Origin of the sequence: Rhizobium phaseoli (assembly GCF_003985125.1) — a bacterium.
Lineage (GTDB): Bacteria > Pseudomonadota > Alphaproteobacteria > Rhizobiales > Rhizobiaceae > Rhizobium > Rhizobium phaseoli.
The window spans coordinates 1-26,443 of the sequence record NZ_ML133568.1 but is presented as its reverse complement, the minus strand read 5'-3'; the positions used below and the strand labels follow the sequence as shown (position 1 = coordinate 26,443).

Here is a 26,443-nt window from a genome sequence, read left to right as displayed (position 1 = left end):
GGTTTCGCCTTCATCTGAAGAAAGCGTCCCCTAGCACAGGCAGAGGAGCGAAACCAGCAAACCGGCGTCAGACCATCCGCATGAAATGCTCCGGCTCCACTTCGACGATATCGTCCCGCGGCGCGGCCGAACGTCGGCGGATATCGTTGACCTCATCGGGCCTCAGCCGCGCCTTCGGATCGTCGAAACGGACATCGGGATCCGGCACAGCCGAGAGCAACAGCCTGGTATAGGAATGCAGCGGATTGTCGATCACCCGGGCGGTGCTCCCCCATTCGACGATCTGGCCGGCGTACATGACAGCGATGTCCTCGGCGACATAACGGGCGGTGGCGATATCATGGGTGATGTAGAGCAGGCCGAGATTCATCTGCTGCTTCATCTCGTTCAACAGGTTGAGGACGCCGAGGCGCACCGAGACGTCGAGCATCGAGGTCGGTTCGTCGGCGACGATCACCTCCGGTCTGACGGCAAGCGCACGGGCGATATTGACGCGCTGGCGCTGGCCGCCGGAGAGCTCATGCGGATATTTCGGCGCAACGAGATCGGGATCGAGCCTGACGCGCTGCAGCAGTTCGCGGATGGTGACATCGATCTCCGTCCCCTTGATATCAGGGCGATGCAGTTTCAGCGGCCGGCGGAGGTGGTGCGCGATGGTATGGGCGGGGTTCAGCGAGGCGAAGGGATCCTGAAAGATCATCTGCACCGAGCGGCGGTAGCGGGCGATTTCAGCGGAATTCGCCGTCTCGACCGGCCGGCCCTTGTAGAGAATACGGCCTGATGTCGGCAGATATTCGCGCATCGCCATGCGGGCGCAGGTAGTCTTGCCGCTGCCGGATTCGCCGACGAGCGCCAGTGCCCGGCCAGCGCGCAGCGAAAAGGAGATCGAGCGGGCAGCATGAACGGCGGACGCGCCATGACCGAAGGTCTTCGTCACCGTGTCGAGTGCGAGAATGGCATCAGTCACAGCAGCACGCCTCCATGCAGCGAGGGGAAGGAGGCCCAGAGCTTCTTCGTGTAATCATGCTGCGGCGTCCGGTAGATCGCTTCGGCGGTGTTTTGCTCCACCAGCCTGCCTGATAGCATGATGCCGATGCGGTCGCAGAATTGCACCATCAGGCCGAGATCATGGGTGATGAACAGCACGGAGAAGCCGAAGCGGCGGCGCAGCTCGTTGATGCGCTGCAGGATCTCGCGCTGAACGACGACGTCAAGCGCCGTCGTCGGCTCGTCCATGATGACGAGTTTCGGGTCGAGCGCCATGCAGATGGCGATGACGATGCGCTGGCGCATGCCGCCGGAAAACTGGTGCGGATAGTCGCGCATGCGGTCCGGCGCGATATCGACGAGCGTCAGCATCTCGGCGGTGCGCTCGCGGGCTTGCATTCGGCTCATGCCCTTATGAGTGCGCAGCAGATCATAGAATTGCGCCTCGATGCGCAGCACCGGGTTCAGCGAATTCATGGCGCTCTGGAAGACCATGGCGACCTGGCGCCAGCGGAAGGCGGCAAGGGCCTGCTGGTCGAGGCCGAGCACGTCGCGGCCGTCGAGCAGGATGCGACTCTCCTTGCGGATCAGCGCCGGCGGCCTGTGCAGGCGGCTGACGGCGAAGGCGATGGTGCTCTTGCCGCAGCCGGATTCGCCGGCGAGACCGAAGACTTCGCCCGGCGCGACATCGAAGCTGACGTCGTCGACGGCGCGGAAATCCTTCTCCTCGCCGATATAGTCGATGGTGAGATTCCTCACCGAGAGCAGCGGCTGCGTCACAGGCGTCCCTCCCCGGAACGAACGAGCAGCGACCAGCGCTTCAGATGATTGCCGGTGCGCAGCCGCGGATTGGCGATCTCGTCGACGGCGAAATTGAGGAGCGACATGCCGATGCCGAGGAAGGCGAGCGCGGAGCAGGGGGTGAGGATGTCCCACCAGGCGCCGACCGAGAGGGCCGAGGCCTTCTGCGCGTTGTAGAGCATGCTGCCCCAGGAGATCGCGCGGGGATCCCCGAGGCCGAGAAATTCCAGCGTCGCCTCGGTGATGATGGCGAAGATGACGCTGCCGATGAAATTGATGCCGACGATCGATATCACGTTGGGGAAGATCTCGAATGTCATGATGCGCCATTGCGGCTCGCCCATCATCTCGGCGGATTTGACGAAGTCCTTGTGCTTGACGGAAAGCGTCTCGGCGCGGGTGACGCGGGCGCCCCAGGCCCAGGAGGTCGCGCCGAGGATCAGCGCGATGACGACGGGGCTTGCCTGGCCGATGAAGGCGGCGAGCACCAGCAGCAAAGGCAGGTTGGGAACGACCAGCACCATGTTGGTGAAGAAGCTGATGATCTCGTCGGTCTTGCCGCCGCGATAGCCGGCGATGATGCCGAGCGCGGTGCCGGCGAGCGTGATCAGCAGGCCGGCGCCGAAACCGACGGCGAGCGAGGTGCGGGCGCCATAGATCAGCCGGGCGAAGACATCCTGGCCGATGCGGGTGGTGCCGAGAATATGGTCGAGCGACGGCGGCTGATGCGGCCGGCCGGTGCGGGCGGCGGGATCGTAATGCGTCAGCAGCGGCGCGGCGATCGCGACGATGACGATGACGGCGATGATGACGAGGCCGGTGAGCGCCTTGCGGTTTCGAAGCAGGGTCTTCATCTCATGCTCCCTTCAGCCGCGGGTCGAGCAGGATATAACTGACGTCGACGATGAAATTGGCGATCAGCATGGTCGCGGTCATGATGAGCAGCTGGCCTTGGATGACGGGGTAATCGCGGGCGAGGATCGCCTGGTAGAGAATGTTGCCGAGGCCGGGATAGTTGTAGACGACCTCCGTCACCAGCGAGCCGCCGAGAATGGTGCCGATCGCGATGGCAAGGCTGGAGACGGTCGGCAGCAGGGCGTTGCGCGCGGCATACCAGAGCATCACATGCCGGTCGGACAGGCCCTTGGCGCGAGCCATGACGATATAGTCCTCGCCGAGCAGGTTGATCATGTTGTTGCGCATGGTGACGGTGAAGCCGCCGATCAGCACGGTGCAGAGCGTGACCATCGGCAGGATGCCGTGATAGGCGACGCTGCCGATATATTGCAGGCTGAAGGCAGGATCGAGCGAGGGATCGGCGGCATAGCCGTTCGGGAACCAGCCGAGCGTGAAGCCGAAGATGAAGAGCACGATCAGCGAAGTGACGACGGCCGGCACGGAGGTCGCGAAGATCGCGCCGACGGAGACGACGACGTCGAACCTGCTGCCGCGGCGCCAGGCAGCGACGATGCCGAGGAGGGTGCCGAGCGCAAAGCTGACGATCGTCGCCGTTCCCATCAGGGCGACGGTCCAGACGAGGGCATGGCCGAGCACCGAGGTGACCGGCAGCGGGAAATATTTGATCGAACGGCCGAGATCGCCGGTGAAGATGCTGCCGAGATAGGTGAGATATTGCTGCCAGAGCGGCCCGTCGACGAAGCCGAAGGTCAGCTTCAGCGCCTGCAGGCTTTCCGGCGGCAATTCGGTGCCGGCGCTCGAGAACATGATCTGCACGGGGTCGCCCGGCATCAGCCGCGGCAGGAAGAAATTGATCGTCGCTGCTGCGATGAAGGCTGCCATGTAGAAGACGAGGCGGCGAAGCAGGAAAGCCATGGAAACTCCGTCGTGACGGGAGCGGCGCTTCCGGATGAGGATGATCTCATCGGAAACCGCTTACGCTTTTCGGCATCAGTGTCTGACGCCGCTCCCGGGAGGATGATGCTTACTTGACCGGCTCGAGCGCGAGCAGGTTCAAGAGGCGTGCCGGATTGGTGCGCGAGATCGACGGATTGACGAAGGGATTTTCCTTGGTCGACCAGCCGGTGAAGCGCTTGGTGTTGTACTGATACCAGTTCGGATTGTTGAACACCGGAATCACGGGCATGTTTTCGGCGACGATGCGCTGCGCCTTGTTCATCACCTCTTTCTGCGTGGCAAGGTCGGCGGTCTGGGTGAACTCGGTAACGAGTTTCTCGACATCGGGGTTGAACCAGCGCTGCGCGGTGAAACGGGTCTTGCCCTTGTCCGAGGCGCTGAAGGCGCGCTTATAGGGATAGTAGGGCGAGGCCGAGGCCGGCAGGCTGTTGATCGCCGCATCGAAGCTGCCGTTGATCAGGTTGCCGGTCCAGACGGCCTCCTCAGGCGTCTCGATCTTGGCGTCGATGCCGACCGCCTGCATGCCTTCGACGGCGATGTTGACGGTGTCGATCCAGTCCGTCCAGGAATTCGGCACGATGATCGAGAAGGAGATCTTGCTGCCGTCCGGATTGTCGCGGAAGCCGTCGCCGTCCTTGTCCTTGTAGCCGGCCTCGTCGAGCAGCGCCTTGGCGGCGTCGGCGTCATAGGTCGCGAACTTGCCGAAGTCGGCTTTGACCGACGGATCCGACCAGCTCTTGTAAAGCTCGCCCATCAGGCCGGGATCTTCGTTCAGCGTCGGATAGCCGTAGCCGGCGACGTCGATCATCGTCTTGCGGTCGAGCGCCATCGAGGCGGCGCGGCGGAATTTTACGTCGTTGAAGGCCTTCTTGTTGTTTTCGTTCGCGGTTTCCAGGTTGAACAGGAAGGCGACCATGCTGCTCGGCGAATACCAGTAGTGGAAATGCGCCGGGTCCTTCGAAACATAGACATTGTCGATGTCGGGAATGAAGGAGACGCCCCAGTCGAGCGTGCCGTCGGCCGTTGCCGTCAGCATCTGGTTGTTGTCGGCCAGCTGCGGGAAGCGCATGCAATCGACCTTCAGATGCGCATTGTCCCAATAGTTCGGGTTGCGGCACTGGTCGTAGGTCTGGCCGGTGAAACGCGGGACCTCGGTCAGCGGTCCGCTGCCGACCGGATTCTCGTTGGCGAAGGTGACGGGATCTGCGACATCCTTCCAGACATGTTCCGGAACGATCGGCAGCTGCGAGATCTGCTCGGCGGCGAGAGAGCTCGGATTGGCGAGCGTGAAGCGCACGGTCTGGGCATCGACGGCTTTGACGTCCGTGACGAAGCTCCAGATGCTGACGAAGTCGAGCGCCGGGAATTTCTTCAGATAGGCATAGGTGAAGGTGACGTCGGCTGAGGTCAGCGGCTTGCCATCGGACCATTTCAGGTCGGGGCGCAGCTTGAAATCGATGCTCTTCAGGTCGTCGGAAAGCTTGAAGCTTTCGGCCAGACGGTAGACCGGTTTGTTGCTGTCGAAGCGATTGAAAATAACCAGCGGCTCATAGATGAAATCGAGCGTCGACTGGCGCGCCGATGTCTGATTGAACGGATTGAAGTTGCGCACCCAGGTCGTCGCCGGTTCGATATTGGCCGTCAACACCGTTTGCGCCATGGCGGAGCCCGAAAGCAGTGTCAGGGCAGCGGCTGCTAGAAGATATTTTTTCATGTTCTATTCCCCTTTTTCTTATGCGGTGAGAGATGGTGCGCCGGTCAGGAGACCAAGGCGCTGGCAAACATGTCTTCAACTTGGCGGTAGGCGGCGCGGACATCGACCTTGAGGCTGCCGAGGCGGGCCTTGCCGGCGGCAATGCGTTTGAGCGCAGCGTCCGTCAGTGGCCGGGCGGCCTTGGCGGCGGCTTCGCTTTGTCTGAGATCGCCATGGCTGTGGAGCGCGATGTCGAAGCCGGCGTCGAGCACCTGTTCGACGCGTTCCGGCAATGTGCCGGAAAGCGATTCCATGAAGATGCAGTCGGAGATCAGCACGCCGTCATAGCCGAGATCGTTGCGGATCACGTCGTGCATGACCGGCGAGACGGAGGCCGGCAGCTCCTTGTCGTAGGCCGAATAGACGACATGGGCGACCATGGCCCAGGGCGTATCCTTCAGCGCGACGAAGGGTTTGAAATCGGTGGCGGTGAGCGTTTCGCGGCTGGCATCGACCACCGGCCGCTCCTTGTGGGAATCGAGCGTTGCCCGGCCATGCCCGGGAATATGCTTCATCACGGGCATGTTGCCGGTCTCGAGCAGGCCGTCGACCACCTCGCGGCCGAGGGCGGCGATGACATCGGGATCGGGGCCGAAGGAGCGGGCGCCGATGACCGCGCTCGTCGTCTCGAAGACGAGGTCGAGAACGGGCGAGCAGCCGCTCGAAAGGCCCAGTTCCGTCATCATCGCGCCCATGGCCTGGGAGGAAAGGCGCAATGCTTTCTTGCCGAGCTCGACATCGCGGCGCGCCAGTTCGGCAAACTGCCCGAAGCTGCGGAATAGCGGCCAGGGGCCGGCATCGAGGTGCTGGACGCGCCCGCCCTCCTGGTCGGTAAAGACGGGGGCGTCGTTGCGGCCAACGGCTTCGCGAAAGCGCTCGATCAGCCGTTTCGTCTGCTCCGGCTCGCGCTGGTTGCGCCGGCCGACGAAGAGGCCGAGCGGATTTGTCTCGCGAAACAGCGCAAATTCATCATCCGAAAGAACGGGATTGGGAAGGCCGACAAAAAGGGCGAGCGGGGTCGAGGACAAGTCTATAACTCCGGGATCAGATGGTCATTTCGGCATACTTCTCAGCATGCCTTCGTAAATGCCCTTGTCGGGGGCGGGGATGGTGACGGCTCCGGCGGTTCGGGCGTAGAAATCGACGGGGCCGGCATCGCCGATAAAGGCATAGGCATGGCCAAGCGTCTTCATGGTCTGAAGGCAGGCGGAAAATAAAGCGAGGCCGACGCCCTTGCCGCGCGCTTGCGGGTCAACGCCGGTCGGGCCGAAGAAGCCGCGCGCCGTCGTGTCGTAGCAGGCAAAGCCGAGCAGCTCACGGCCTTCGATGGCGATCAGGCAGGCGACGGGCTGGCGGGAGAAGGCGACCGAGACCTCGCTTGCCCAATTCTCGCTGAACCGTTCGCGAACCCAGTTGACGACGAGATGCAGTTCCGGGGGGAGGGCCGGGCGGATGGAGGCGCCGACGCTGTCGGCTCTCTGTTTCAGCTCGGCGAGCTGCGTGGAGTAAAGGCTCACAAGCAGGTCCGGCACCCGACATTCCTCCTATTATTCCGTTGTTACGGAATATATACCCCTCTTATGTCATAGACTTGGCCATCTCGCCGGGCTTGTCAACAGGGTTTTTCAATCAGCGCCGGTGATTCAGCCGCTCTGGCTGCGCTCTTAACGCAGGGTGGCTGGCACAGGCGAAAACGGCCCGGGGAGACCGGGCCGTTCGATGGGCGCTGTTCGTCGGTGAGCGCTTATGCGCCGTCTTTCCAGAGCGCATGAAAATGCTGCACCGGGCCATGGCCTGAGCCGACGGTGAGGCGTCCGGCCGCCGCGACCGCGCCGGCAAGATAATCCTTGGCGATGGCGACCGCCTCTCGCGCGGAAGCGCCCTTGGCAAGCTCGGCCGCCAGCGCGCTCGACAGTGTGCATCCGGTGCCGTGGGTGTTCTTCGTCGGCACCCGCTGGGCTTCGAACCAGTGCAGCCCGTCGGCGGCGGCCAGCACGTCGGGGCTGTCGTCGCTGTCGAGATGGCCGCCCTTGACCAGCACGGCGGCCGGGCCGAGAGCGCGCAGCCGTTCGGCCTGCGCCGCCATCTCCGCCCGGTTTGTCGCGACCGGCTGATGCAACAGTGCGGCGGCCTCCGGCAGATTCGGCGTCAAAAGCGTGGCAAGCGGCAGCAGCCGCAGCGTCAGCACGTCGACCGCTTCGGGCGCGAGCAGCGCAGCACCGCCTTTGGCGATCATGACGGGATCGAGGGCGACGGGAATGCTGCGCCCGTTGGCGGTTGCTGCGGCCAGAGCTGCGGAAAGGGCGGCGGCGACGGCCTCGGCGATCTCGGCATTGGCGATCATGCCGATCTTGACGGCATCGACGCGCACATCGGCAAAGACGGCATCGATCTGGTCGGCAACGAATTGCGGCGGCACCAGATGCACGCCGGTGACCCCTTGGGTGTTCTGCGCCGTCAACGCGGTCAGCACCGCCATGCCATAGACGCCGCGGGCCGAAAAGGCCTTGAGGTCGGCCTGGATGCCGGCGCCGCCGGACGGATCGGAGCCGGCGATGGAGAGGACGTTGCGGATCATGCCGGGACCTTTCGAATTTCTGCGGCGATGCGGCGGGTGGCCGCCGCCGGATCCGGCGTACCGCAGACGGCGGAGACGACGGCGAGCCCCTTGGCGCCGGCAGCAAAGACTTCGGCCACATGCTCCGCCTTCAACCCGCCGATGGCGACTGATGGCACCGGCGAGACCTGCACCAGCCTGGCAAGACCGTCAAAGCCGATCGGCTGCTTGTGGTCGGCCTTGGTCGGCGTCTCAAAGACCGGGCCGACGCCGGTATAATCGACGAGATCGCGATCGACGGCAGCGGCGAGCGCCTCGGTCTCGACCGAGAGGCCGAGGATCATGTCGGGGCCGATCATCCCGCGCGCGGTGCGCGCATCCATGTCCTCCTGGCCGATATGCAAGCCATCGGCGCCGATGGCGATCGCCGCCTCGACGTCGTCATTGACGATGAGGCGGGCGCCGGTGCCACCAAGCGCCTGTTTCAAGGCGCGGCCGGTCTCGATCATGCGTGCTGTCCCCGCCTGTTTGTCGCGCAGCTGCACCATCGTCGCGCCGCCGGCAACGGCGAGGCGGGCGGTCTCGACCATGCCGATCCGGGCGCAGAGATCCGGATCGAGGACGAGGTAGAGCGAAAGGTCAAAAGCCTTCATGCGATCGATACCCTGGCTCTCGCATCCAGAGCTTCGCCGTCGAGCGCGGCCAGCGCATCGAGGAAGCGCCAGGCGAAGGAGCCGGGGCCGGCCGCCCCGAGCGCGGCATCCTCGCCCGCGACGGCAAAGGTTGCGAGCGCTGCGACCGTCGCGCCGAACAGATCCTCCGGCGCTGTGGCGGCAAAGGCGCCGACAAGGCAGGTGAGCGAGCAGCCGAGCGCGGTGACCTGCGGCATCAGCACCGATCCGCCCTTGATCCGGACCGCCCTGTTACCATCGGTCACGAAATCGACGGCGCCGGTGACGGCGACGATTGCCTGCTGCCGCTCCGCGAGCCGACTGGCCGAATCCTCCGCCTGCTCGACCGGATCGCGGCTGTCGACGCCCTGACCGCGGCTCTCCCCGCCGGCAAGCGCGATGATCTCGGAGGCATTGCCGCGGATGATCGTGGGCTTGAGCGCCAGCAGGTCGGCAACTGCTTGGCGGCGAAAGGCCGTCGCATAATGCGCCACCGGATCGAGCACCCAGGGTTTGCCTGATGAGGCAGCCGCCTTCGCCGCCGCCCGCATGCCGTCGAGCCATTGCGTCGACAGCGTGCCGATATTGACGGTCAGCGCGCTCGCGATGCCGGCGAATTCGCCGGCTTCCTCAGCCGCATGTACCATGGCGGGCGAAGCGCCGGATGCCAGCAGGACATTGGCCGCGATGTTCATGGCGACATAATTGGTGATGCAGTGGACGAGCGGCGGCTTTTCGCGCATCGCCTCCAGCATGGCTCCCGAAGTGGTCTTGCTCTGCATAGCGCCCCTTTCAGGCGGGGCAGGCGCGGGGCGGCGTCTACGGCGATCCCCGAGCGACTCCCTCCGCCGGCATTATCCGGTTCAGGTTCGAAGGGTTCTTCTCAGCCCGTCTGTCGACGAACGCCCCTGTCTCTCATCACGCCCTTTTTCGCAGAGAAGGGCGCGGCTGTCATCCCGAAAATGACATTCCGCGTTCCCTCCGACAAACTGGTTGAACGCATCACAGCGCTCCTCAACTCAAATCATGCAGATCCGTCGCAATCGCCGGCCCGATCGAAAACTCCGAAAACCGCACCGTCAATCCACTCCTCTCCGGTGTACAGGCGGTCGGGCCGACCTCGTATCGGTCGGCAACCGGGAAGGACGCTAGCCGTAGCAGTGGCCAGCGGTTGCCGTCGCGGGAGGCCTGGATACGAAGGGCGCCGCCTGCGACGGTGACGCGGATGTGGAAGTCCTCGAGTTGCCTGAACGGCTGCGACACCGACCAGTCGGACTTCCCGTCGGTGACGACGGTGCTGAGGAAGGCTTCGCCGTCGGTGAATTCGACGCCGGTTTTGACCCAGCGGCTTTCGTCGAAGCGCACCATCAGGCCGGCCTGGTCGTAGAGGGTGCGGAATTCGCCCCGGATGCGGATCTGGGCGGTGAAGCTCTCGGCGGTAGGGAAGGCGAGGAAGTGGCCGCTGTCGCGGGTGAAGCCGTAATAGGTTTCCCGCCAGAAATCGGTTTTTTCGCCAGTCGTCAGCGTCAGGCCGGTTGCGTCGGCCTGCCAGCTTTCCGGTTCGTTCAGCCATTTTCCGTCGTTGAAATCGATGTTCATCCCATCCTCACTCTATTGAAGCCGTGGCGCTGCCGATTCTTCGCGCCCGCATAATGCGCGAGCTTCACGCAGGCGGCCAGCCGCACTTGCGGTTCGATGCCGTTTCCGCCGCTGCGACCCTCGTCTCACGACATAATCCACGGGTTGCGCTTGACACGATCACGTCATCTCTTATTCTCTTACAAAAAGATGAATTACATAATTGTGGAACTTAACTCGGGAGCCCTCACATGAAAACGCTTGTCGCATTCCTGCTCGGCACTGCGCTCGTCGCCCTGCCTTCGACCCTGCTTGCTGCGGAAAAGGGCGGCGTCATCAATGTCGCGACGATCGGCGAGCCGCCGACGCTCGATCCGATGTCGTCGACGGCCGATCTCGTCGGCATCGTCACCCAGCATATTTTCGAAACGCTCTACACCTTCGACAAGAGCTGGAACGTCACGCCGCTTCTGGCCGAAAGCCTGCCCGAGATTAGCGCCGACGGCAAAACCTATACGATCAAGCTCCGGACCGGCATCAAGTTCCACGACAATAGCGATATGACCTCGGATGATGTCGTCGCCTCGCTGAACCGCTGGATGAAGATCGCCTCGCGCGGCAAGCAGGTGGCCGGCTTCATCGACAAGATCGCTGCCGCCGATCCCGCGACCGTGACCATCACGCTGAAGCAACCCTATGCGCCGCTGACCTCGCTGCTCGCCTTCAACAATTCGGCGGCGATCATCATCCCGTCGGAAAAGCAGGACGAACCGATGAAGGAGTTCATCGGCACCGGCCCCTATATGCTGAAGGAGCGCAAGGCCGATCAATATATCCAGCTCGTTCGCTTCGACGGATACAAGTCGCGCGAAGGCGGCAGCAATGGTTATGGCGGCGCCCGCCATCAATATCTCGACGAAATCCGCTTCGTGCCGGTGCCGGATCCGAACACTCGCGTCGAGGCCGCCGTTTCCGGCCAGTATGATTACGTCGATTCGATCCCGGTCGAATCCTACGACAAGCTGAAGGGCTCGACGGCCTCGCAGCCGGTCATGCTGAAGCCCTTCGGCTATCCTGTTTTCGTCTTCAACACGAAGGAAGGTGTTGCCGGGAATGTCGAGGTTCGCAAGGCGATCCGCCAGGCGCTCAGCATGGAAGACATGCTGGCCGCCGCCTTCGGCAGCAAGGATTTCTATGCGCTCGACGGCGCCATCTACCCGAAGAGCTTTTCCTGGTCGACCGATGCCGGCGCCGAAGGCGCCTATAATGTCGCCGATCCGGAAGGGGCGGCGGCGGCCGCCAAGAAGGCCGGTTATAATGGCGAGCCGATCCGCATCCTGACCAGCCGCCAGTATGAATTCCACTACAAGATGGCGCAGGTCGCCGCCGAATATCTGAAGCTTGCCGGCTTCACCGTCGATATGCAGGTGGTGGACTGGGCGACGCTGACGCAGCGCCGCACCGATCCGAAGCTCTGGGATATCTACATCACCCACAGCCCCTTCCTGCCGGAACCGGCGCTGATCGGCTCGCTCTCGACCAGCTCTCCCGGCTGGTGGGATACGCCGGCCCGCAAGGCCGCCGTCGATGCCTTCACCTCAGAGGTCGATCCGAAGAAGCGTGTGGCACTCTGGGCCAATGTCCAGAAAGCCGTCTATGCCGACGCGCCCTTCATGAAGATCGGCGATTTCAACGCCGTCTCGGCGAAATCGGTCAAGCTCGAGGGCGTCGATCCGGCTCCGTGGCCGTATTTCTGGAATGCCTCGATCAAGAAGTAACATCACCGCCGGCGCCGGCCCTTTGCGGCCGGTGCCGGTCTTCCTTTCTGCCGTATCCGCAAAGGCTTGAAGGCCAGCATTCATGATCCGCTACATCCTCCAGCGCCTGTTCGGCATGATCGTCGTGATGTTCCTCGTCGTCACGATCGTCTTCGTCATCGTGCGCGTGACGCCGGGAGACCCGGCCGCCGTCATGCTCGGGCCGGATGCGACGCCGCAGGATATTGCCGATCTCAGAACCAAGCTCGGCCTCGATCAGTCGCTCGGCCTGCAATATGTCTATTATATCGGCCAGCTGCTGAAGGGCGATCTCGGCCAGTCGATCTTCCTCAACATGCCGGTGACGTCGGCGCTCATCGATCGGGCAGAGCCGACCTTCTTCCTGACGCTGTTTTCGCTTGCCATCGCCAGCATCATTGCCTTGCCGATCGGCATCTATGCCGCCTATCGACGCGGTTCCTTCGTCGACCAGGCGGCAACGACGCTCGCCATGTTCGCCGCCAGCATTCCGAGCTTCTGGCTCGGCCTCATCCTGATGCAGTTCTTCGCCGTCCGGCTCAACCTCTTCCCGGTCTCCGGTTATGCCGGGCCGGGCTCGACCTTCGCCGACCGCATGTATCATCTGACGCTGCCGGCCTTTGCGCTCGGCATCGTCTCCTCGGCGCTGATCCTGCGTTTCACCCGCGCCTCGATGCTCGACGTGCTCGGCGATGATTATATCCGCACGGCGCGCGCCAAGGGGCTGATCGAGCGCAAGGTGATCCTCAAGCACGCGCTGAAGAATGCGCTGATTCCGATCCTGACGGTGCTCGGCCTGACGGCGGCGGTGCTGATATCGGGCGCTGTCGTCACCGAGACGGTCTTCGGCCTGCCGGGCGTCGGCAATCTCGTCGTCTCGGCGGTGCTGCGCCGCGACTATCCCGTCATCCAAGGGGCGTTGCTCGTTATCGCCGCCCTCTATGTGCTGATCAATTTTGCGATCGACATGCTCTACCTGCTGGTCGATCCGAGGGTGCGCTACTGATGGCCGATATCGCAATCAAGCCCGCCGAACGCGAGGGCAGCAAGTTCGTCCGCCGCCTGCTGAAACGCAAGACGGTGGCCTTCGGCCTCGTCATCCTGGCGATCTTCGTGCTGCTGGCGGTCTTCGCGCCTATGGTCGCGCCCTATTCGCCCTCCAAGCTTTCGATCGTCAACCGGTTGAAGCCGCCGGGCGGTACCTTCTTCTTCGGCACCGACGAGTTCGGCCGCGACGTCTTCTCGCGTACGATCTTCGCCGGCCGCCTGTCGCTGCTCGTTGGTGCTGCGGTCGTCAGCCTGTCGGCGGTGATCGGCGTCACGCTCGGCCTGCTGGCCGGCTTCTTCCAGAAGCTCGACACGCCGATCGCCCGGCTGATCGACGCGATGATGGCATTCCCGGATATTCTGCTCGCCATCGCCCTCGTCGCTGCCCTCGGCCCGTCCTTAACAACTGTCATCATCGCGCTGTCGATCGTCTATGCGCCGCGGCTTGCCCGCATCGTCCGCGCCTCGACGCTGGTCATTCGCGAGCTGCCCTATGTCGAGGCGGCAAGGGCGCTCGGCATTTCCACCTTTCACATCATGACGCGGCACGTGCTGCGCAACCTGCTGTCGCCGATCCTGGTGCAGGCCACGTTCCTTTTCGCCAGCGCCATGCTGGCCGAAGCCGGCCTCTCCTTCCTCGGCCTCGGCGTCAGCCCCGAAATCCCGACCTGGGGAACGATGATTGCGGCCGGCCGGCAATATATCGGCCAGGCCGACTGGATGACGCTGTTTCCCGGAGTGGCGATCGTGCTGTCGGTGCTGTCGCTGCAGATGGTCGGCGACGGCCTGAGAGACATGCTCGACCCGAGACTTCGCAAGGACCTTTAATCCGCCGACCTAAATCGGCCAATCCAAAACCAAATTCGCCAATCGAAAATTCGCATGACAGGAGTTTGCGTGAATCAATTTCCCAACGCCGCCGGCAAGGTCGAGAACTCGCCTTACCAACGGTTAGCCGCCCTCGGCATCAAGCTGCCGCCGCCGCCGCCGCCGATCGCCAATTTCGTGACGCATGTGGTGGAGGGCAATATGCTCTACCTCTCCGGCCAGGGGCCGCGCGAGGCCGACGGCTTCCTGCATGCGGGCAAGGTCGGCGGCGGCGTCGGTGTCGAGGAGGCCTACCGGCATGCGCGGCTGACGGGCATCAACCTGCTTGCCGTCATGCAGGAGGCGCTCGGCGATCTCTCCCGCGTCAAGCGGGTGGTCAAGCTGCTCGGCATGGTCAATGCCGTGCCTGAGTTCGAAGATCATCCGAGTGTCATCAACGGCTGCTCGGATCTGTTGATCGCGGTCTTCGGCGCCGCCGGCGAACACGCCCGCTCGGCCGTCGGCTTCGGCTCGCTGCCCGGCAACATCACCGTCGAGATCGAGGCCATCGTCGCCTTGCATGGCTGACGCGCTTTCATGTTTGGAGTGGTCTTCGGATGAGCTCTTTCTATTTTAACCCAGGCTTTTGCTCCGGCTGCTCGACACTGCCGGATGACCGCGCCATGTTCTGCCTTTCGCCCCAGACTTCCGGAGATCTTCATGCCCGATGATATCAGACCCTCGCTCGGCCTTCGCCCCGTCATCAACGTATCCGGCACGATGACCAGCCTCGGCGCCTCGATCGTCGTTCCGGAGGCGATCGAAGCGATGACGTCGATCCTGCCACACTTCGTCGAGATCAACGACCTGCAGCGCAAGGCCAGCAGCGTGATCGCCAGGCTGACCGGCGGCGAGGCCGGCTTCGTCACCGCCTCCTGCTCGGCCGGCATTTCGCTCGCCGTCGCCGGCGCCATTACCGGTGACAATCTGCTGGCGATCGAGAAGCTGCCGGATGCCGTGCCCGAGAAGAACGAAGTGCTGGTGCAGATGGGCCATGTGGTAAGCTACGGCGCGCCGGTCGATCAGGCGATCCGGCTGACCGGCGGCAAGGTCGTGCTCGTGGGGCAGGCGACCTCGACGCATCGCTTCCACATGGAGAAGGCGATCACCGACAAGACGGCCGCTGCCGTCTATGTCGTCTCCCACCATGTCGTCGATTACGGTCTGTTGAACCTCAAGGAATTCGTCGAGATCGCCCATGCCAGGGGCGTGCCCGTTATCGTCGATGCGGCCTCGGAATATGATCTCAGGATTTTCCTGGAGCAGGGGGCCGATATTGCGCTGTACTCCGGCCACAAGTTCCTCGGCGGCCCGACCTCGGGCATCGTCGCCGGCCGGAAGGACTTGGTGCGCAACGCCTTCCTGCAGAATATGGGTATCGGCCGCGGCATGAAGGTCGGCAAGGAAAGCATCTTCGGCGTCATGGCCGCACTCGAAGCCTGGGAACGCCGCGACCATGCCGGCATCCGTGAGCGCGAGACCGGCTATCTCAATCTGTGGAAACGCACCCTCGACGGTCGCCCCGGCATCACTGCGCTGATCGAACCCGACCCGACCAACAATCCGCTCGACCGGTTGCGCCTGATCGTCGATGCCGAACAGGCGCATATCAGCGCCTGGGATCTCGCCGATGCGCTGGCGAGGGGCAACCCGCCGATCATCGTGCGCGACCATGAGGTGGAGCATCGCTACTTCTATCTCGACCCGTGCAACCTGCATCCGGGCCAGGAGGTCATCGTCGCAAACCGCCTCGCCGAGGAACTCGATAAGGCGCGCGCCTCCAACGAGATCATCGCAACCCCGATCGAAAACCGCAGCAGGCACCGCTTCGACGGCTTGCTGCGCTGGCCGGACTGATCCGCCGTTCTCATCCGCCGCAAGAGGAGCCGACATGGGCAGCGTCCAAGCACAATCGATCGAGACCGCCATCCCCGTTCTTTCCGTCGAGGGGCTGACGACGTCCTTTCTGGCCGACGGCGCCTGGAAGCCTGTCGTGCGCGACGTTTCCTTCACCGTCGCGCCCGGCGAAACCGTGGCGATCGTCGGCGAATCCGGCTCAGGCAAGAGCGTCACTTCGCTGTCGATCATGCGGCTGTTGCAGGTGGATACGAGCCGCATCGAAGGCCATGTGATCCTCGGCGGCCGCGATCTCCTGGCCTTGCCGGAACAGGCCATGCGGCAGGTGCGCGGCAATGAGGTGGCGATGATCTTCCAGGAGCCGATGACATCGCTCAATCCGCTCTTCACCATCGGCGACCAGATTTCCGAAGCGCTGCTCTGCCACTCCGCGATGAGCAAGGCCGATGCCAGGGCCGAGACGATCAGGCTCCTGGAAAAGGTCCGCATTCCCTCTGCCGCCTCGCGCTTCGACGAATATCCGCATCGTTTCTCCGGCGGCATGCGCCAGCGGGTGATGATCGCCATGGCGCTCGCCAGCCGGCCGAAACTGCTGATCGCCGACGAGCCGACAACGGCGCTCGACGTGACGATCCAGGGCCAGATCCTCGATCTCATCAAGATGCTGCAGGAAGAGGAGGGGACCTCGGTGCTCTTCATCACCCATGATATGGGCGTCGTCGCCGAGATCGCCGACAGGACGGTGGTGATGTATCGCGGCGAACAGGTCGAGAGCGGGCCCACCGCCGATATCTTCCATCGCGGCAAACATCCCTATACCAGGGCGCTGCTCTCGGCCGTGCCGGTACTCGGCTCGATGCAGGGCCGGCGGCGGCCGCTGCGTTTTCCGGTGGTCAATACCGCGACGGGCGAATCGAACATACCGGCCGAGGCTGCCGATACCGTCGCCGCAACGCCGGTCTTGCAGGTGAGGAACCTCACCAAGCGTTTCGACATTCATTCCGGCCTGTTCGGCCGGCTGACCAGCCGCGTGCATGCTGTCGAAAACGTCTCCTTCGATCTGCACGCCGGCGAGACGCTGTCGCTCGTCGGTGAATCCGGCTGCGGCAAGTCGACGACCGGGCGCGCCATCATGCGTCTCATCGAGCCGCAGGCCGGCTCCGTTCTGGTCGAGGGCAGGGAGGTGCTCGGCCTCGACAGGAAGGATCTGCGCGAGATGCGCAAATCCGTGCAGATGATCTTCCAGGATCCCTTCGCAAGCCTCAATCCGCGCATGACGGTTGGCGCTGCGATCGCCGAGCCCTATCTCGAGCACCGGATGGGCAATGCGAAACAGGCGAGGGATGTCGTGGCGGACTTGCTTGTCAAGGTCGGCCTCTCCCCCGATATGGCTTCGCGCTACCCGCATGAATTTTCCGGCGGCCAGCGCCAGCGCATCTGCATCGCCCGGGCGCTCGCCCTGCAGCCGAAGGTGATCGTTGCCGACGAAAGCGTGTCGGCGCTCGACGTCTCGATCAAGGCGCAGGTGATCAACCTGATGCTCGACCTGCAGCAGAGCCTCAACCTCGCCTTCCTGTTCATCTCGCACGATATGGCGGTGGTCGAGCGTGTCAGCCATCGGGTGGCGGTGATGTATCTCGGCGAGATCGTCGAGATCGGCCCGCGCGCTGCCGTCTTCGAAAATCCGCAGCACCCCTATACGAAGAAGCTCATCGCCGCCGTGCCGGTGCCCGATCCGGACCGTCGCCACGAGAAGCGGATGGTGGCGAATGATGAGATCAAGAGCCCGATGCGATCAGTCGACTACCAGCCTCCGGCCACCTTCTATCGTGAAGTCGGGCCGGGCCATCTGGTGATGGCCGACCGGTAGCGAAAGCCGTTGGCAGTTGCCTAACGGGCCGGCGGCGCATAAAGCAGATGCAGAGACACCTGCCTGGAAAGCCGCATTAATGGACAAGACAGAGTATTTTTCGAAGCTCGGCGGTTTGCCGCCGCAGACCCAGCTGCTTTCCGGCAGAGCCGTTTTCACCACGGCTTACGCGGTCATCCCCCGCGGCGTCATGAGCGATATCGTCACGAGCCTGCTGCCGCATTGGACGGGAACGCGGGCATGGGTTCTTTCCCGGCCGCTTTCCGGTTTCTCCGAGACCTTCTCGCAATATGTCATGGAGGTTCAGCCGGGCGGCGGCAGCGACCGGCCGGAGCCCGACAAGCGGGCGGAAGCGGTGCTCTTCGTCGTCGAAGGCGGCATGACGGTGGAACTCGAAGGCGTCAGCCACGCCCTGCGCGCCGGCTCCTTCGTCTATATTCCCGCCGGTTCGAGCTGGCGCCTCAAAAACGACGGTTCGGCCGCGGCGAACTTCCATTGGGTCCGAAAGGCGTTTCAGGAGGTCGAGGGGTTGGAGCCGCCGCCGGCGATCGTCACGCATGAGGACGACCATCCGATCCGCGCCATGCCCGATACCGACGGACGCTGGGGAACGACTCGCTTCATCGATCCCGCCGACGTGCGCTACGACATGCACGTCAACATCGTCACCCTGGAGCCGGGTGCGGTGATCCCCTTCATGGAGACCCATGTGATGGAGCACGGGCTCTATGTGCTTGAGGGTAAGGCGGTCTATCGCCTCAACCAGGATTGGGTCGAGGTCGAGGCCGGCGATTTCATGTGGCTGCGCGCCTTCTGCCCACAGGCCTGCTATGCCGGCGGTCCCGGCCGGTTCCGCTACCTGCTCTACAAGGACGTCAACCGCCATATGAAGCTCTGGTAGGCCCCGCGCCGGCATTCCGCCGGCGCGTCTGCGCGCACCTGTCCAGTTGCTTGACAGCTCTTTCGAATGCCCGCATCGTCCCTCGATGCAGGATATGGATTCATGGCTGTCGGAGAAGAAAGAGATAGGCCGGAGAAACGCTGCCGAAGCGGTCTTCGAAGATATCCGGACGGCGATTGTCAGTCGGAAACTGGCGCTCGGAACCCGTCTTCCCGCGGAGGTGCAACTCGCCGAACGTTACGGCATCAGCCGGGCGATCGTGCGTGAAGCGCTCCGCTCGCTGCAGACGCTGGGGTTCACGCAAACCAGGACCGGCCGAGGCACTTTCGTCGTTTCTGAAAGCCCGGCGCGGCAGCTCGGCGGCGGCGCCTATTCCGCCCGCGATCTGATGGAGGCGCGCCCCTGCATCGAGATACCGGCTGCGGGCTGGGCGGCATTACGGCGCTCGAACGAGCAGCTGGCTTCGCTCTCATCCTTGTGCGACCGGATGGACGAGGAGGAGGACGTCCAGACATGGGTGCGGATGGACGCTGAGTTTCATGGAGAGATCGCTAGAGCCTCCGGCAATACGATCTTCAGGAAAGTCGTCGCCGATGTCCGCGGCGCGCTTTCGACGCAATCGGAACTGGTGGAGCATGTTCGCGGACGGCGCAAAGCCTCCAATGCCGAGCACCGCAGCATTCTGGAGGCAATCGCCGCAGGCAGCGAGGCGGATGCGCGCGCCGCCATGGCGGAGCACCTGCTGGAGGTCAAGCGGTCCATCATCGGCATTGCCGGTGAAGAGAGAGCGCCGCTGGCGATATGATTTCCAATGTCGCGCCCGGATATCCGGGTCGCTGCCGATCGAATGCAAAGCGATGAACGATTTAGAAAACTGGCTATCCGACTCTGCGATCCTCAGTCGAAAAAGTGCCTCGGAACTGGTGTTCGAGGAGCTGCGCAATCTCATTGTCTCCGGCCGGTTTTCCGCCGGTTCCAAGCTGCCGTCGGAAGCCAAGCTCGCCGGAAAATATGGCGTCAGCCGGCCGATCGTGCGGGAAGCGCTGCGCTCGCTGCAGATTTTGGGGCTGACGGAGACGCGAACGGGAAGCGGAACCTATGTGCTCGCGGCTGGCGGCGGCGGAGATATCCGTTACGGCGATTATTCGGCGCGTGATCTGATGGAGGCGCGGCCCTTCGTCGAAGTATCCGCTGCCGGCTGGGCAGCGCTGCGCCGGAGCGATGACGAGCTGTCCCGGCTGCTTCGACTTTGCGACCAGATGGAGCAGGAAGAAAATACCGAAGCCTGGGTGCGGCTGGATTCGGATTTTCACGGGCTGATCGCCGAGGCATCGAAGAATGCCGTCTTTCGCGACATCGTCGATGACGTGCGCGAGGCGATGGCGCAGCAATCCGGGCTGCTGACCGCCTTGGGGCCAAGGCGTCAGGAATCGAATGAAGAGCATCGCGCCATCGTCGAAGCCATCCGCATAGGGGCGGAGGCCGAGGCCCAGGCGGCGATGGAAATCCATCTCAGGAAGGTCGCGGCGGCTGTCAGCCGCATCATCGGCGCCGAGCCGCGCTAAAGTCCGTCGCGCAGCGTAGGGAAGCGACGTTGTTCAGCCGCCAAAGACTGCCTTTCTCCAAGCCGCCGGTGACGCATCCACAAATAGCAGGCGGAAAATCCTTGACTGCAGGGTGGTTTTTCCTTTATTCGCCAAACCTGTCAGACCGCATAGCAGATTAACATCTTTATGGCATCTGCGCGGAGGGGCGGCCGGGAGGTTGCCGAACCCAGGGATAGGGAGGAGAAATGACAGTCATGCAATCCAACAGAAGCGAGGCCGATGGCCAGGTTTTTGCCGAGGAGGATCTCGGCTACCACAAGGCGTTGAAGCCGCGGCAGATCCAGATGATCGCCATCGGCGGCGCCATCGGCACGGGGCTGTTTCTCGGCGCCGGCGGCCGGCTTGCCGCTGCCGGTCCGGCACTTGTGCTGGTCTATGCCCTGTGCGGCTTTTTCGCCTTTCTCGTTCTGAGGGCGCTCGGCGAACTGATCGTCCATCGCCCGACCTCGGGCTCGTTCGTCTCCTATGCCCGGGAATTTTACGGCGAAAAGCTCGCCTTCGCGGTCGGCTGGATGTATTGGCTGACCTGGGCGATGACGGCGGTCGCCGACGTCACCGCGGTCGCCCTCTACATGAATTTCTTCAAGGCCTATGTCCCGTGGATCGCGATGATCGATCAGTGGGTCTTTGCGCTCGCGGCGCTGGTCCTCGTCCTTTCGATGAACCTTCTGTCGGTGAAAGTCTTCGGCGAACTGGAATTCTGGTTCAGCCTCGTCAAGGTCCTCGCCCTCGTCGTCTTCCTGATCGTCGGCGTCTACTTCGTCGTCACCGGCACGCCGATCGACGGCCATGTTCCGGGCCTGAATACGATCACCGATTTCGGCGGCATGTTCCCGAACAGCGTCCTGCCGGCCCTGGTCGTGATACAGGGCGTGGTCTTCGCCTATGCCTCGATCGAGCTGATCGGCACCGCCGCCGGTGAAACCGAAAATGCCCGCAAGGTCATGCCGCGGGCGATCCGGACGGTCGTGCTGCGCCTGGTGGTCTTCTATGTCGGCTCGGTCCTGCTGCTGTCGCTGCTGCTGCCCTATACCGCCTATAAGGGCGGCGAGAGCCCGTTCGTGACCTTCTTCGGCAAGATCGGCATCCAGGGCGCCGACGTCGTCATGAACCTGGTCGTGCTGACCGCGGTCCTGTCGTCGCTCAATGCCGGCCTCTATTCCACAGGCCGCATCCTGCATTCCATGGCGATATCAGGCTCGGCGCCGGCGGCGCTGGCGAAGATGAACCGATCCGGCGTGCCCTATGTCGGCATCGCGGTGACGGCTGTCGTGACCGCCTTCGGCGTCGTGCTGAACGCCGTCGTTCCGGCGGAGGCCTTCGAAATCGGCCTGAATGTCGCCGCCCTCGGCATCATCGCCGCATGGGGCGTGATCGTGCTGTGCCAGCTCAAGCTGTGGCAGCTGTCGCGGCAGGGCAAGCTGGCGCGGCCTGAATTCCGGATGTTCGGCGCGCCTTACACCGGCCTGCTGACGCTGGGCTTCCTCGCCGTCGTCGTGATCCTGATGGCACTCGACTATCCGGTCGGAACCTACACGGTCGCTTCTCTGGCGCTGATCATTCCGGCGCTGGTGGTCGGCTGGTTGCTGATGCGTGAGCGCATCTACATGCTCGCCGCCGAACAGGGCGAGGACCGCGGCGGTTTCGATCTGGCCTGATAGCGCCCGATAACCCGAGCTTGCTCCGGCGGCGCATGTTGCCGCCGGGGTGCGGCATGAATGGAGAGAGACATGACCCCGAGTGAGGATTTCGTCGTCACCGATCGTGGCGGCATCGTCGAGAACAGTCATCGCGTCCACGCGGCTGTCGTCGATGCAAAGGGCGGGCTGCTTTACGCGCTGGGAAATCCCGAGCGTATGACGCTTGCCCGCTCCGCCGCCAAGCCGGCCCAGGCGCTTGCCATCCTGGAGGCGGAGGGCGTCGAGCGCTTCGGCTTCGACGATGCGGATATTGCGCTGATGTGTGCGTCCCACAGCAGCGAAGAGCGGCATATCGCGCGCACGCGAACCATGCTGTCGAAGATCAAGGCCGAGGAGGCTGACCTTCGCTGCGGCGGTCATCCTTCGCTGTCCGAATCGGTCAACCGCGCCTGGATCAGGCAGGACTTTGTCCCGACAGCCGTCTGCAGCAATTGCTCGGGCAAGCACGTCGGCATGCTTGCCGGCGCCCGGGCGATCGGAGCAGACATGGAAGGCTACCACCTGGCGGATCATCCGATGCAGGGGAGGGTCAAACGCACCGTCGCCGAACTCTGCGATCTGGATGTTCGGGATGTCGAATGGGGGATCGACGGATGCAATCTCCCGACCCCGGCCTTTCCCCTGGACCGCCTTGCCCGTATCTATGCCAAGCTTGCCGCGGCAGCGGATGGCGGCGGGGCGGGCGAGAGGCTGTCGGCGCGGGGTGCGGCACTGGCCCGCATCTTCCATGCAATGGCACACCACCCTGACATGGTCGCGGGCGAGGGGCGCTACTGCACGGCGCTGATGCGCGCATATAACGGCGCCCTCATCGGCAAGCTCGGCGCCGATGCCAGCTACGCGATCGGCGTGCGGGCCTCGGATGAAACCCGGCGATTGGGGACGGACGGTGCGCTCGGCATCTCGGTCAAGATCGAGGACGGCAATCTTGAAATCCTTTACGCCGTCGTGACGGAGCTTCTCGAGCGGGTCGGCATCGGTTCGCCTGAGATCCGCAGCCAGCTCGCACCGTTCCATCATCCCCAGCGCGTGAACACGATGGGTGTCACGACAGGCGGCGTCTCTTTTCCGTTCAAGCTGCGTGGATCGAAGGTGGACGGGGAGGATCCTCGTCTTGCCGCCCTGGCCCGATGACGTCTGCGGACGCGGCTATCCCGCCGCGTCACCAGCCATTCTCGTCTTCAGCCTGCCGCCGCAATGCGTGCCCGCAGCGCCCCACTCGAAAGTTCCTGCCATGACGACATCCGATATCACTGCTATCCGCGTTGAGCACGACCTGATCGGCGATCGCGACGTGCCGGCCTCGGCCTATTACGGCGTGCACACGCTGCGCGCGGTCGAGAATTTTCCGATTACCGGTCAGACGCTGAAGGAATCGGCGGATCTGATCGCGTCGCTCGCGGCGATCAAGCAGGCGGCGGCTCAGGCCAATGTTAGCCTCGGCCTTCTGGATCAGCAGCGGGCCGATGCGATCATCGCGGCCTGCGTCGAAATCCGCGACGGCGCATTGCACGACCAGTTCGTCGTCGATCTGATCCAGGGCGGTGCGGGAACCTCGACCAACATGAACGCCAATGAGGTGATTGCCAACCGGGCGCTTGAAATCCTGGGCCATCGCCGCGGCGAGTACCAGCACCTGCATCCGAACGAGCACGTCAATCTCTCGCAATCCACCAACGACGTCTACCCGACGGCGTTGAAGCTCGCCGCGTGGATCGGCGTTCATCGCCTGGTCGACGCCATGGCGATCCTGCGCCGGGCATTCGAGGCCAAGGCGGTCGAGTTTGCCGACGTTCTGAAGATGGGCCGCACGCAATTGCAGGACGCCGTGCCGATGACGCTCGGCCAGGAGTTTGGAACCTATGCGCTGATGCTGGCGGAGGACGAGGCACGGCTTTCCGAAGCCGTCTCGCTGATCCGCGAGATCAATCTCGGCGCAACGGCGATCGGCACCGGCATCACCGCCCATCCCCGTTATGCGGCGCTGGTGCGCGAGCGCCTGTCCGAAATCGTCGGCGTCGATCTGGTGACGTCACCTGACCTGGTGGAGGCGACGCAGGATTGCGGCTCCTTCGTGCAGCTTTCGGGTGTTCTCAAGCGCGTGGCGGTCAAGCTTTCCAAGACCTGCAACGACCTGCGGCTGCTGTCCTCGGGGCCGCGCGCCGGCTTGAACGAGATCAACCTGCCGGCGCGCCAGGCCGGCTCCTCGATCATGCCCGGCAAGGTCAACCCTGTTATCCCCGAGGTGGTCAACCAGGTCGCTTTCGAAGTGATCGGCAATGACGTGACGATCACCATGGCCGCCGAGGCCGGCCAGCTGCAGTTGAATGCCTTCGAGCCGGTGATCTTCTACAGCCTCTATCGGAGTCTCAGCCACCTGACCAATGCCTGCCTGACGCTCGAGGCGAATTGCATTCAAGGCATCACCGCCAATAGCGAGAGGTTGCGCCAGACGGTCGAGCAATCGATCGGCATCGTGACAGCGCTCAACCCCTATATCGGCTATCGCAACGCCACCGAGGTTGCGCTGGAAGCGCATCATTCCGGACGGGGGGTCTACGAAATCCTTCTCGAGCGGGGCCTGATGCAAAAGGAGCATCTCGATGCGGTGCTGCGCCCGGAAACGCTAACCCGGCCGAGCGAGAAGCTGTCCTTCTCGTAAGGCATGCGGCGCATTTTGTTTCCGGGCGACACTCATATGTGGGCGGTCACGCCGCCTTGGCTTGCGGCTTGGCAGCCTTGACATGGGTTATGCTGCGGCGGCCGTCGATGCTGACGGGAACATCGCCGTCAACGGTGGCGCGGCGCACGACGCGGTGCTGGTCGCCATAATCGTTAACGGCATAATGCTGTGTCGCACGATTATCCCAGATCGCGACATCTCCGGCCCGCCAGCGCCAGCGCACGGTATTTTCCGGGGCGGTGACGTAGGACTGGAACACTTCGTAGAGTTTCGCAGAATCGTTCTTCGACAAGCCGACAAGGCGCTGAACGAAATTGCCGAGCAGCAGCGATCTTTCGCCGGTTTCCGGATGGACACGCACGACCGGATGCTCGGTCTCGTAGATGGTCGAGGTGAAAACCTCCTCGAAATGCTTCTTCTCTTCGGCGGTGGCGCGGGGGCGCACGGCGGCATAGTCATAGGCATTGCTGTGAACAGCCCATAGATTGTCCGCCAGCAGTTTCAGCGGCGCCGGCAGACTTTCATAGGCGGCATGGGTGTTGGACCAGATCGTGTCGCCGCCGGCTGCCGGAATGACGACGCCGCGAAGCACCGAGAATTTGGGATAGGCATCGACGAAGGTGACGTCGGTGTGCCATTGGTCGGCCCTGCCGCCGCCGCGGCTGGAATCGAGATTGAGAATGGAAGCCGTGCCGGAGACCGGTCCCTGGGTCGGGTGCGGCACGAGATCGCCGAGGCGGCGCGCGAAAGCTTCCTGTTCGGAATCGTCGAGATGTCCCTGATCGCGGAAGAAGATGACCTTATGCTTCAGCAGAAGCTGGTTGATGGCTGCTACCGTTGCATCCGAAAGCTCTCCGCCAAGGCGGATACCTTTGATTTCGGCTCCGACACGGCCGGTCAGCGGGACGACATCGGACTCGGGAATGATCTGATGGACGAGAACCGGATTGCTCATGGAAATCTCCTGTTGATTTGGAAGAAGTCGGCAGGTCGCATGCGCCCAAGGATCGCATCCATTGGGCGTTCGAATTCTCAGCGCTGAAGTCGACAGGGCTATGGAACCGTATAATCTATAAAAAATGTAGACAATAATTTCTAATTTTGCCTGTTTTCGTAAAACAGCCGCTTCGATTTCCTCGCCGACGGGGAGGCTGGCGGCCATTGCCGTTTCTTCGTATCGTCCGACGGCGGCGTGGGACCGCCGAGCAAATCATATTTGAGGCCGTGGATCGGCGCCCGGAAAGGAACTTCGATGGCAACTGTCAAACTTCTGTCGGATCAAGAGGCCGCGGCCACTCCAGCCGTGCAAGCCGTGTTCGATGACATCAGGGCGACACGCAAGACCGATTTCATCAACAATTTCTGGCGTGCTCTTGCAAACGATCCGGCCAATCTCAAGCGGGTATGGGAGACGCTCAAATCGGTCATGACGGTCGAAGGCGCCATCGATCCGCTGACGCGGGAGATGATCTACATCGCCGTGTCGACGGCCAATGCCTGCCAGTACTGCATTCAATCCCATACCGCGGCCGCTCGCGCCCGCGGCATGACCGATGCCCAGCATGGCGAACTCCTGACGGTCATCGGGCTTGCCGCGCAGACAAATCATCTGGCTCTCGCCATGCAGGTTCCGCCCGATCCGGAATTCGAGGTGCGATAGGAAACCACGGACGCGGCGCGCGCCTGCGGTCTCTATCGCCATGAAGCGCGGCGCAGGGTAGGCGCCACAACCTAACATAAGTCATATATGCAATTTTAAAGTGCAATGTGGCGGTGAAGTTGAAATGTCCGGATGTTTGCAAAGTAGAAATGTCACTTTGGTCTGCATCCGGCAGGCGATCAGCCCCGATCTGAGCGGCTGGTCCGGGTTGCAAGATCAGATCGGGGCGGGTG

Annotated in this window: 25 protein-coding genes and 1 riboswitch; of the genes, 13 read left to right on the top strand and 12 right to left on the bottom strand. The window is 63.2% G+C overall.

Features of this window, described 5'->3' with window-relative positions; genetic code table 11:
- Window positions 1-67: 67 nt before the first annotated feature.
- From EFD56_RS08010 to EFD56_RS07960, 11 genes are all read right to left on the bottom strand, one after another.
- Window positions 68-967: an ABC transporter ATP-binding protein gene (locus EFD56_RS08010; RefSeq protein ID WP_126905043.1), complete on the bottom strand. Its 900-nt coding sequence runs from the start codon at window positions 965-967 to the stop codon at window positions 68-70.
- Window positions 964-1,767: an ABC transporter ATP-binding protein gene (locus EFD56_RS08005; protein ID WP_085744099.1), complete on the bottom strand. Its 804-nt coding sequence runs from the start codon at window positions 1,765-1,767 to the stop codon at window positions 964-966. Before EFD56_RS08005 ends, EFD56_RS08010 begins: the two co-directional genes overlap by 4 nt.
- Window positions 1,764-2,642 carry an ABC transporter permease gene (locus EFD56_RS08000; protein ID WP_126905042.1) on the bottom strand — a complete coding sequence of 293 codons (879 nt, stop codon included), beginning with the start codon at window positions 2,640-2,642 and terminating at the stop codon, window positions 1,764-1,766. The genes EFD56_RS08005 and EFD56_RS08000 overlap by 4 nt, the downstream gene beginning before the upstream one ends.
- Before the next feature lies 1 nt (window position 2,643).
- On the bottom strand, window positions 2,644-3,621 hold the full coding sequence (locus tag EFD56_RS07995) for an ABC transporter permease (RefSeq protein ID WP_085744101.1): 978 nt from the start codon (window positions 3,619-3,621) through the stop codon (window positions 2,644-2,646).
- 109 nt (window positions 3,622-3,730) lie between these two features.
- Complete coding sequence (locus tag EFD56_RS07990) at window positions 3,731-5,377, bottom strand: ABC transporter substrate-binding protein (protein ID WP_085744102.1); 1,647 nt, start codon at window positions 5,375-5,377, stop codon at window positions 3,731-3,733.
- Window positions 5,378-5,421: 44 nt separating this feature from the next.
- Entirely contained in the window at window positions 5,422-6,444 is a 1,023-nt protein-coding gene (locus tag EFD56_RS07985) for a glycoside hydrolase family 3 N-terminal domain-containing protein (protein ID WP_085744103.1), read from the bottom strand.
- Window positions 6,445-6,468: 24 nt separating this feature from the next.
- Window positions 6,469-6,948 carry a GNAT family N-acetyltransferase gene (locus EFD56_RS07980; RefSeq protein WP_010008118.1) on the bottom strand — a complete coding sequence of 160 codons (480 nt, stop codon included), beginning with the start codon at window positions 6,946-6,948 and terminating at the stop codon, window positions 6,469-6,471.
- Window positions 6,949-7,160: 212 nt separating this feature from the next.
- Complete coding sequence (gene thiD, locus EFD56_RS07975) at window positions 7,161-7,994, bottom strand: bifunctional hydroxymethylpyrimidine kinase/phosphomethylpyrimidine kinase (RefSeq protein ID WP_010008120.1); 834 nt, start codon at window positions 7,992-7,994, stop codon at window positions 7,161-7,163.
- Complete coding sequence (thiE, locus tag EFD56_RS07970; RefSeq protein WP_085744104.1) at window positions 7,991-8,626, bottom strand: thiamine phosphate synthase; 636 nt, start codon at window positions 8,624-8,626, stop codon at window positions 7,991-7,993. The genes thiD and thiE overlap by 4 nt, the downstream gene beginning before the upstream one ends.
- Entirely contained in the window at window positions 8,623-9,426 is an 804-nt protein-coding gene (gene thiM, locus EFD56_RS07965) for a hydroxyethylthiazole kinase (protein WP_037144646.1), read from the bottom strand. The genes thiE and thiM overlap by 4 nt, the downstream gene beginning before the upstream one ends.
- A gap of 41 nt (window positions 9,427-9,467) precedes the next feature.
- Window positions 9,468-9,564: riboswitch (TPP riboswitch) on the bottom strand.
- A gap of 94 nt (window positions 9,565-9,658) precedes the next feature.
- Window positions 9,659-10,243 carry a DUF1349 domain-containing protein gene (locus EFD56_RS07960; protein WP_010006208.1) on the bottom strand — a complete coding sequence of 195 codons (585 nt, stop codon included), beginning with the start codon at window positions 10,241-10,243 and terminating at the stop codon, window positions 9,659-9,661.
- Window positions 10,244-10,473: 230 nt separating this feature from the next.
- On the opposite strand from EFD56_RS07960, the gene EFD56_RS07955 reads away from it, so the two are divergent.
- The 12 genes from EFD56_RS07955 to aspA all read left to right on the top strand — a co-directional run bounded on the left by EFD56_RS07955 (window position 10,474) and on the right by aspA (window position 24,529).
- Complete coding sequence (locus EFD56_RS07955) at window positions 10,474-12,000, top strand: ABC transporter substrate-binding protein (RefSeq protein WP_126905041.1); 1,527 nt, start codon at window positions 10,474-10,476, stop codon at window positions 11,998-12,000.
- Window positions 12,001-12,082: 82 nt separating this feature from the next.
- Entirely contained in the window at window positions 12,083-13,024 is a 942-nt protein-coding gene (locus tag EFD56_RS07950) for an ABC transporter permease (RefSeq protein ID WP_164736818.1), read from the top strand.
- Window positions 13,024-13,893, top strand: a complete 870-nt coding sequence (locus tag EFD56_RS07945) for an ABC transporter permease (protein WP_126905040.1) — start codon at window positions 13,024-13,026, stop codon at window positions 13,891-13,893. The genes EFD56_RS07950 and EFD56_RS07945 overlap by 1 nt, the downstream gene beginning before the upstream one ends.
- A 54-nt stretch (window positions 13,894-13,947) precedes the next feature.
- A complete protein-coding gene (locus EFD56_RS07940) occupies window positions 13,948-14,460 on the top strand; it encodes a RidA family protein (RefSeq protein WP_004672416.1) in 513 nt (170 codons plus the stop codon).
- A gap of 132 nt (window positions 14,461-14,592) precedes the next feature.
- Window positions 14,593-15,789, top strand: a complete 1,197-nt coding sequence (locus EFD56_RS07935; protein WP_126905039.1) for an aminotransferase class V-fold PLP-dependent enzyme — start codon at window positions 14,593-14,595, stop codon at window positions 15,787-15,789.
- Window positions 15,790-15,823: 34 nt separating this feature from the next.
- Entirely contained in the window at window positions 15,824-17,659 is a 1,836-nt protein-coding gene (locus EFD56_RS07930; protein WP_126905038.1) for an ABC transporter ATP-binding protein, read from the top strand.
- A gap of 79 nt (window positions 17,660-17,738) precedes the next feature.
- Window positions 17,739-18,560: a bifunctional allantoicase/(S)-ureidoglycine aminohydrolase gene (locus tag EFD56_RS07925; RefSeq protein ID WP_085744110.1), complete on the top strand. Its 822-nt coding sequence runs from the start codon at window positions 17,739-17,741 to the stop codon at window positions 18,558-18,560.
- 85 nt (window positions 18,561-18,645) lie between these two features.
- On the top strand, window positions 18,646-19,365 hold the full coding sequence (locus tag EFD56_RS07920; RefSeq protein WP_085744111.1) for a FadR/GntR family transcriptional regulator: 720 nt from the start codon (window positions 18,646-18,648) through the stop codon (window positions 19,363-19,365).
- A gap of 52 nt (window positions 19,366-19,417) precedes the next feature.
- Window positions 19,418-20,125, top strand: a complete 708-nt coding sequence (locus EFD56_RS07915) for a FadR/GntR family transcriptional regulator (protein WP_085744112.1) — start codon at window positions 19,418-19,420, stop codon at window positions 20,123-20,125.
- Between the two features lie 227 nt (window positions 20,126-20,352).
- Window positions 20,353-21,825 (top strand): amino acid permease, encoded by a 1,473-nt coding sequence (locus tag EFD56_RS07910; RefSeq protein ID WP_064826225.1) that lies wholly within the window; start codon window positions 20,353-20,355, stop codon window positions 21,823-21,825.
- 72 nt (window positions 21,826-21,897) lie between these two features.
- The gene (locus tag EFD56_RS07905) at window positions 21,898-23,001 is read left to right on the top strand and encodes an asparaginase (RefSeq protein WP_126905037.1); all 1,104 of its coding nucleotides are present in this window, start codon (window positions 21,898-21,900) and stop codon (window positions 22,999-23,001) included.
- A gap of 100 nt (window positions 23,002-23,101) precedes the next feature.
- Complete coding sequence (gene aspA, locus EFD56_RS07900; protein ID WP_126905177.1) at window positions 23,102-24,529, top strand: aspartate ammonia-lyase; 1,428 nt, start codon at window positions 23,102-23,104, stop codon at window positions 24,527-24,529.
- 46 nt (window positions 24,530-24,575) lie between these two features.
- Here aspA and EFD56_RS07895 read toward each other — a convergent pair whose 3' ends face one another.
- Window positions 24,576-25,505: a TauD/TfdA dioxygenase family protein gene (locus tag EFD56_RS07895; RefSeq protein ID WP_126905036.1), complete on the bottom strand. Its 930-nt coding sequence runs from the start codon at window positions 25,503-25,505 to the stop codon at window positions 24,576-24,578.
- 297 nt (window positions 25,506-25,802) lie between these two features.
- Here EFD56_RS07895 and EFD56_RS07890 point away from each other — a divergent pair, with 297 nt between their 5' ends.
- Window positions 25,803-26,210: a carboxymuconolactone decarboxylase family protein gene (locus EFD56_RS07890; protein ID WP_012490655.1), complete on the top strand. Its 408-nt coding sequence runs from the start codon at window positions 25,803-25,805 to the stop codon at window positions 26,208-26,210.
- Window positions 26,211-26,443: the final 233 nt, after the last annotated feature.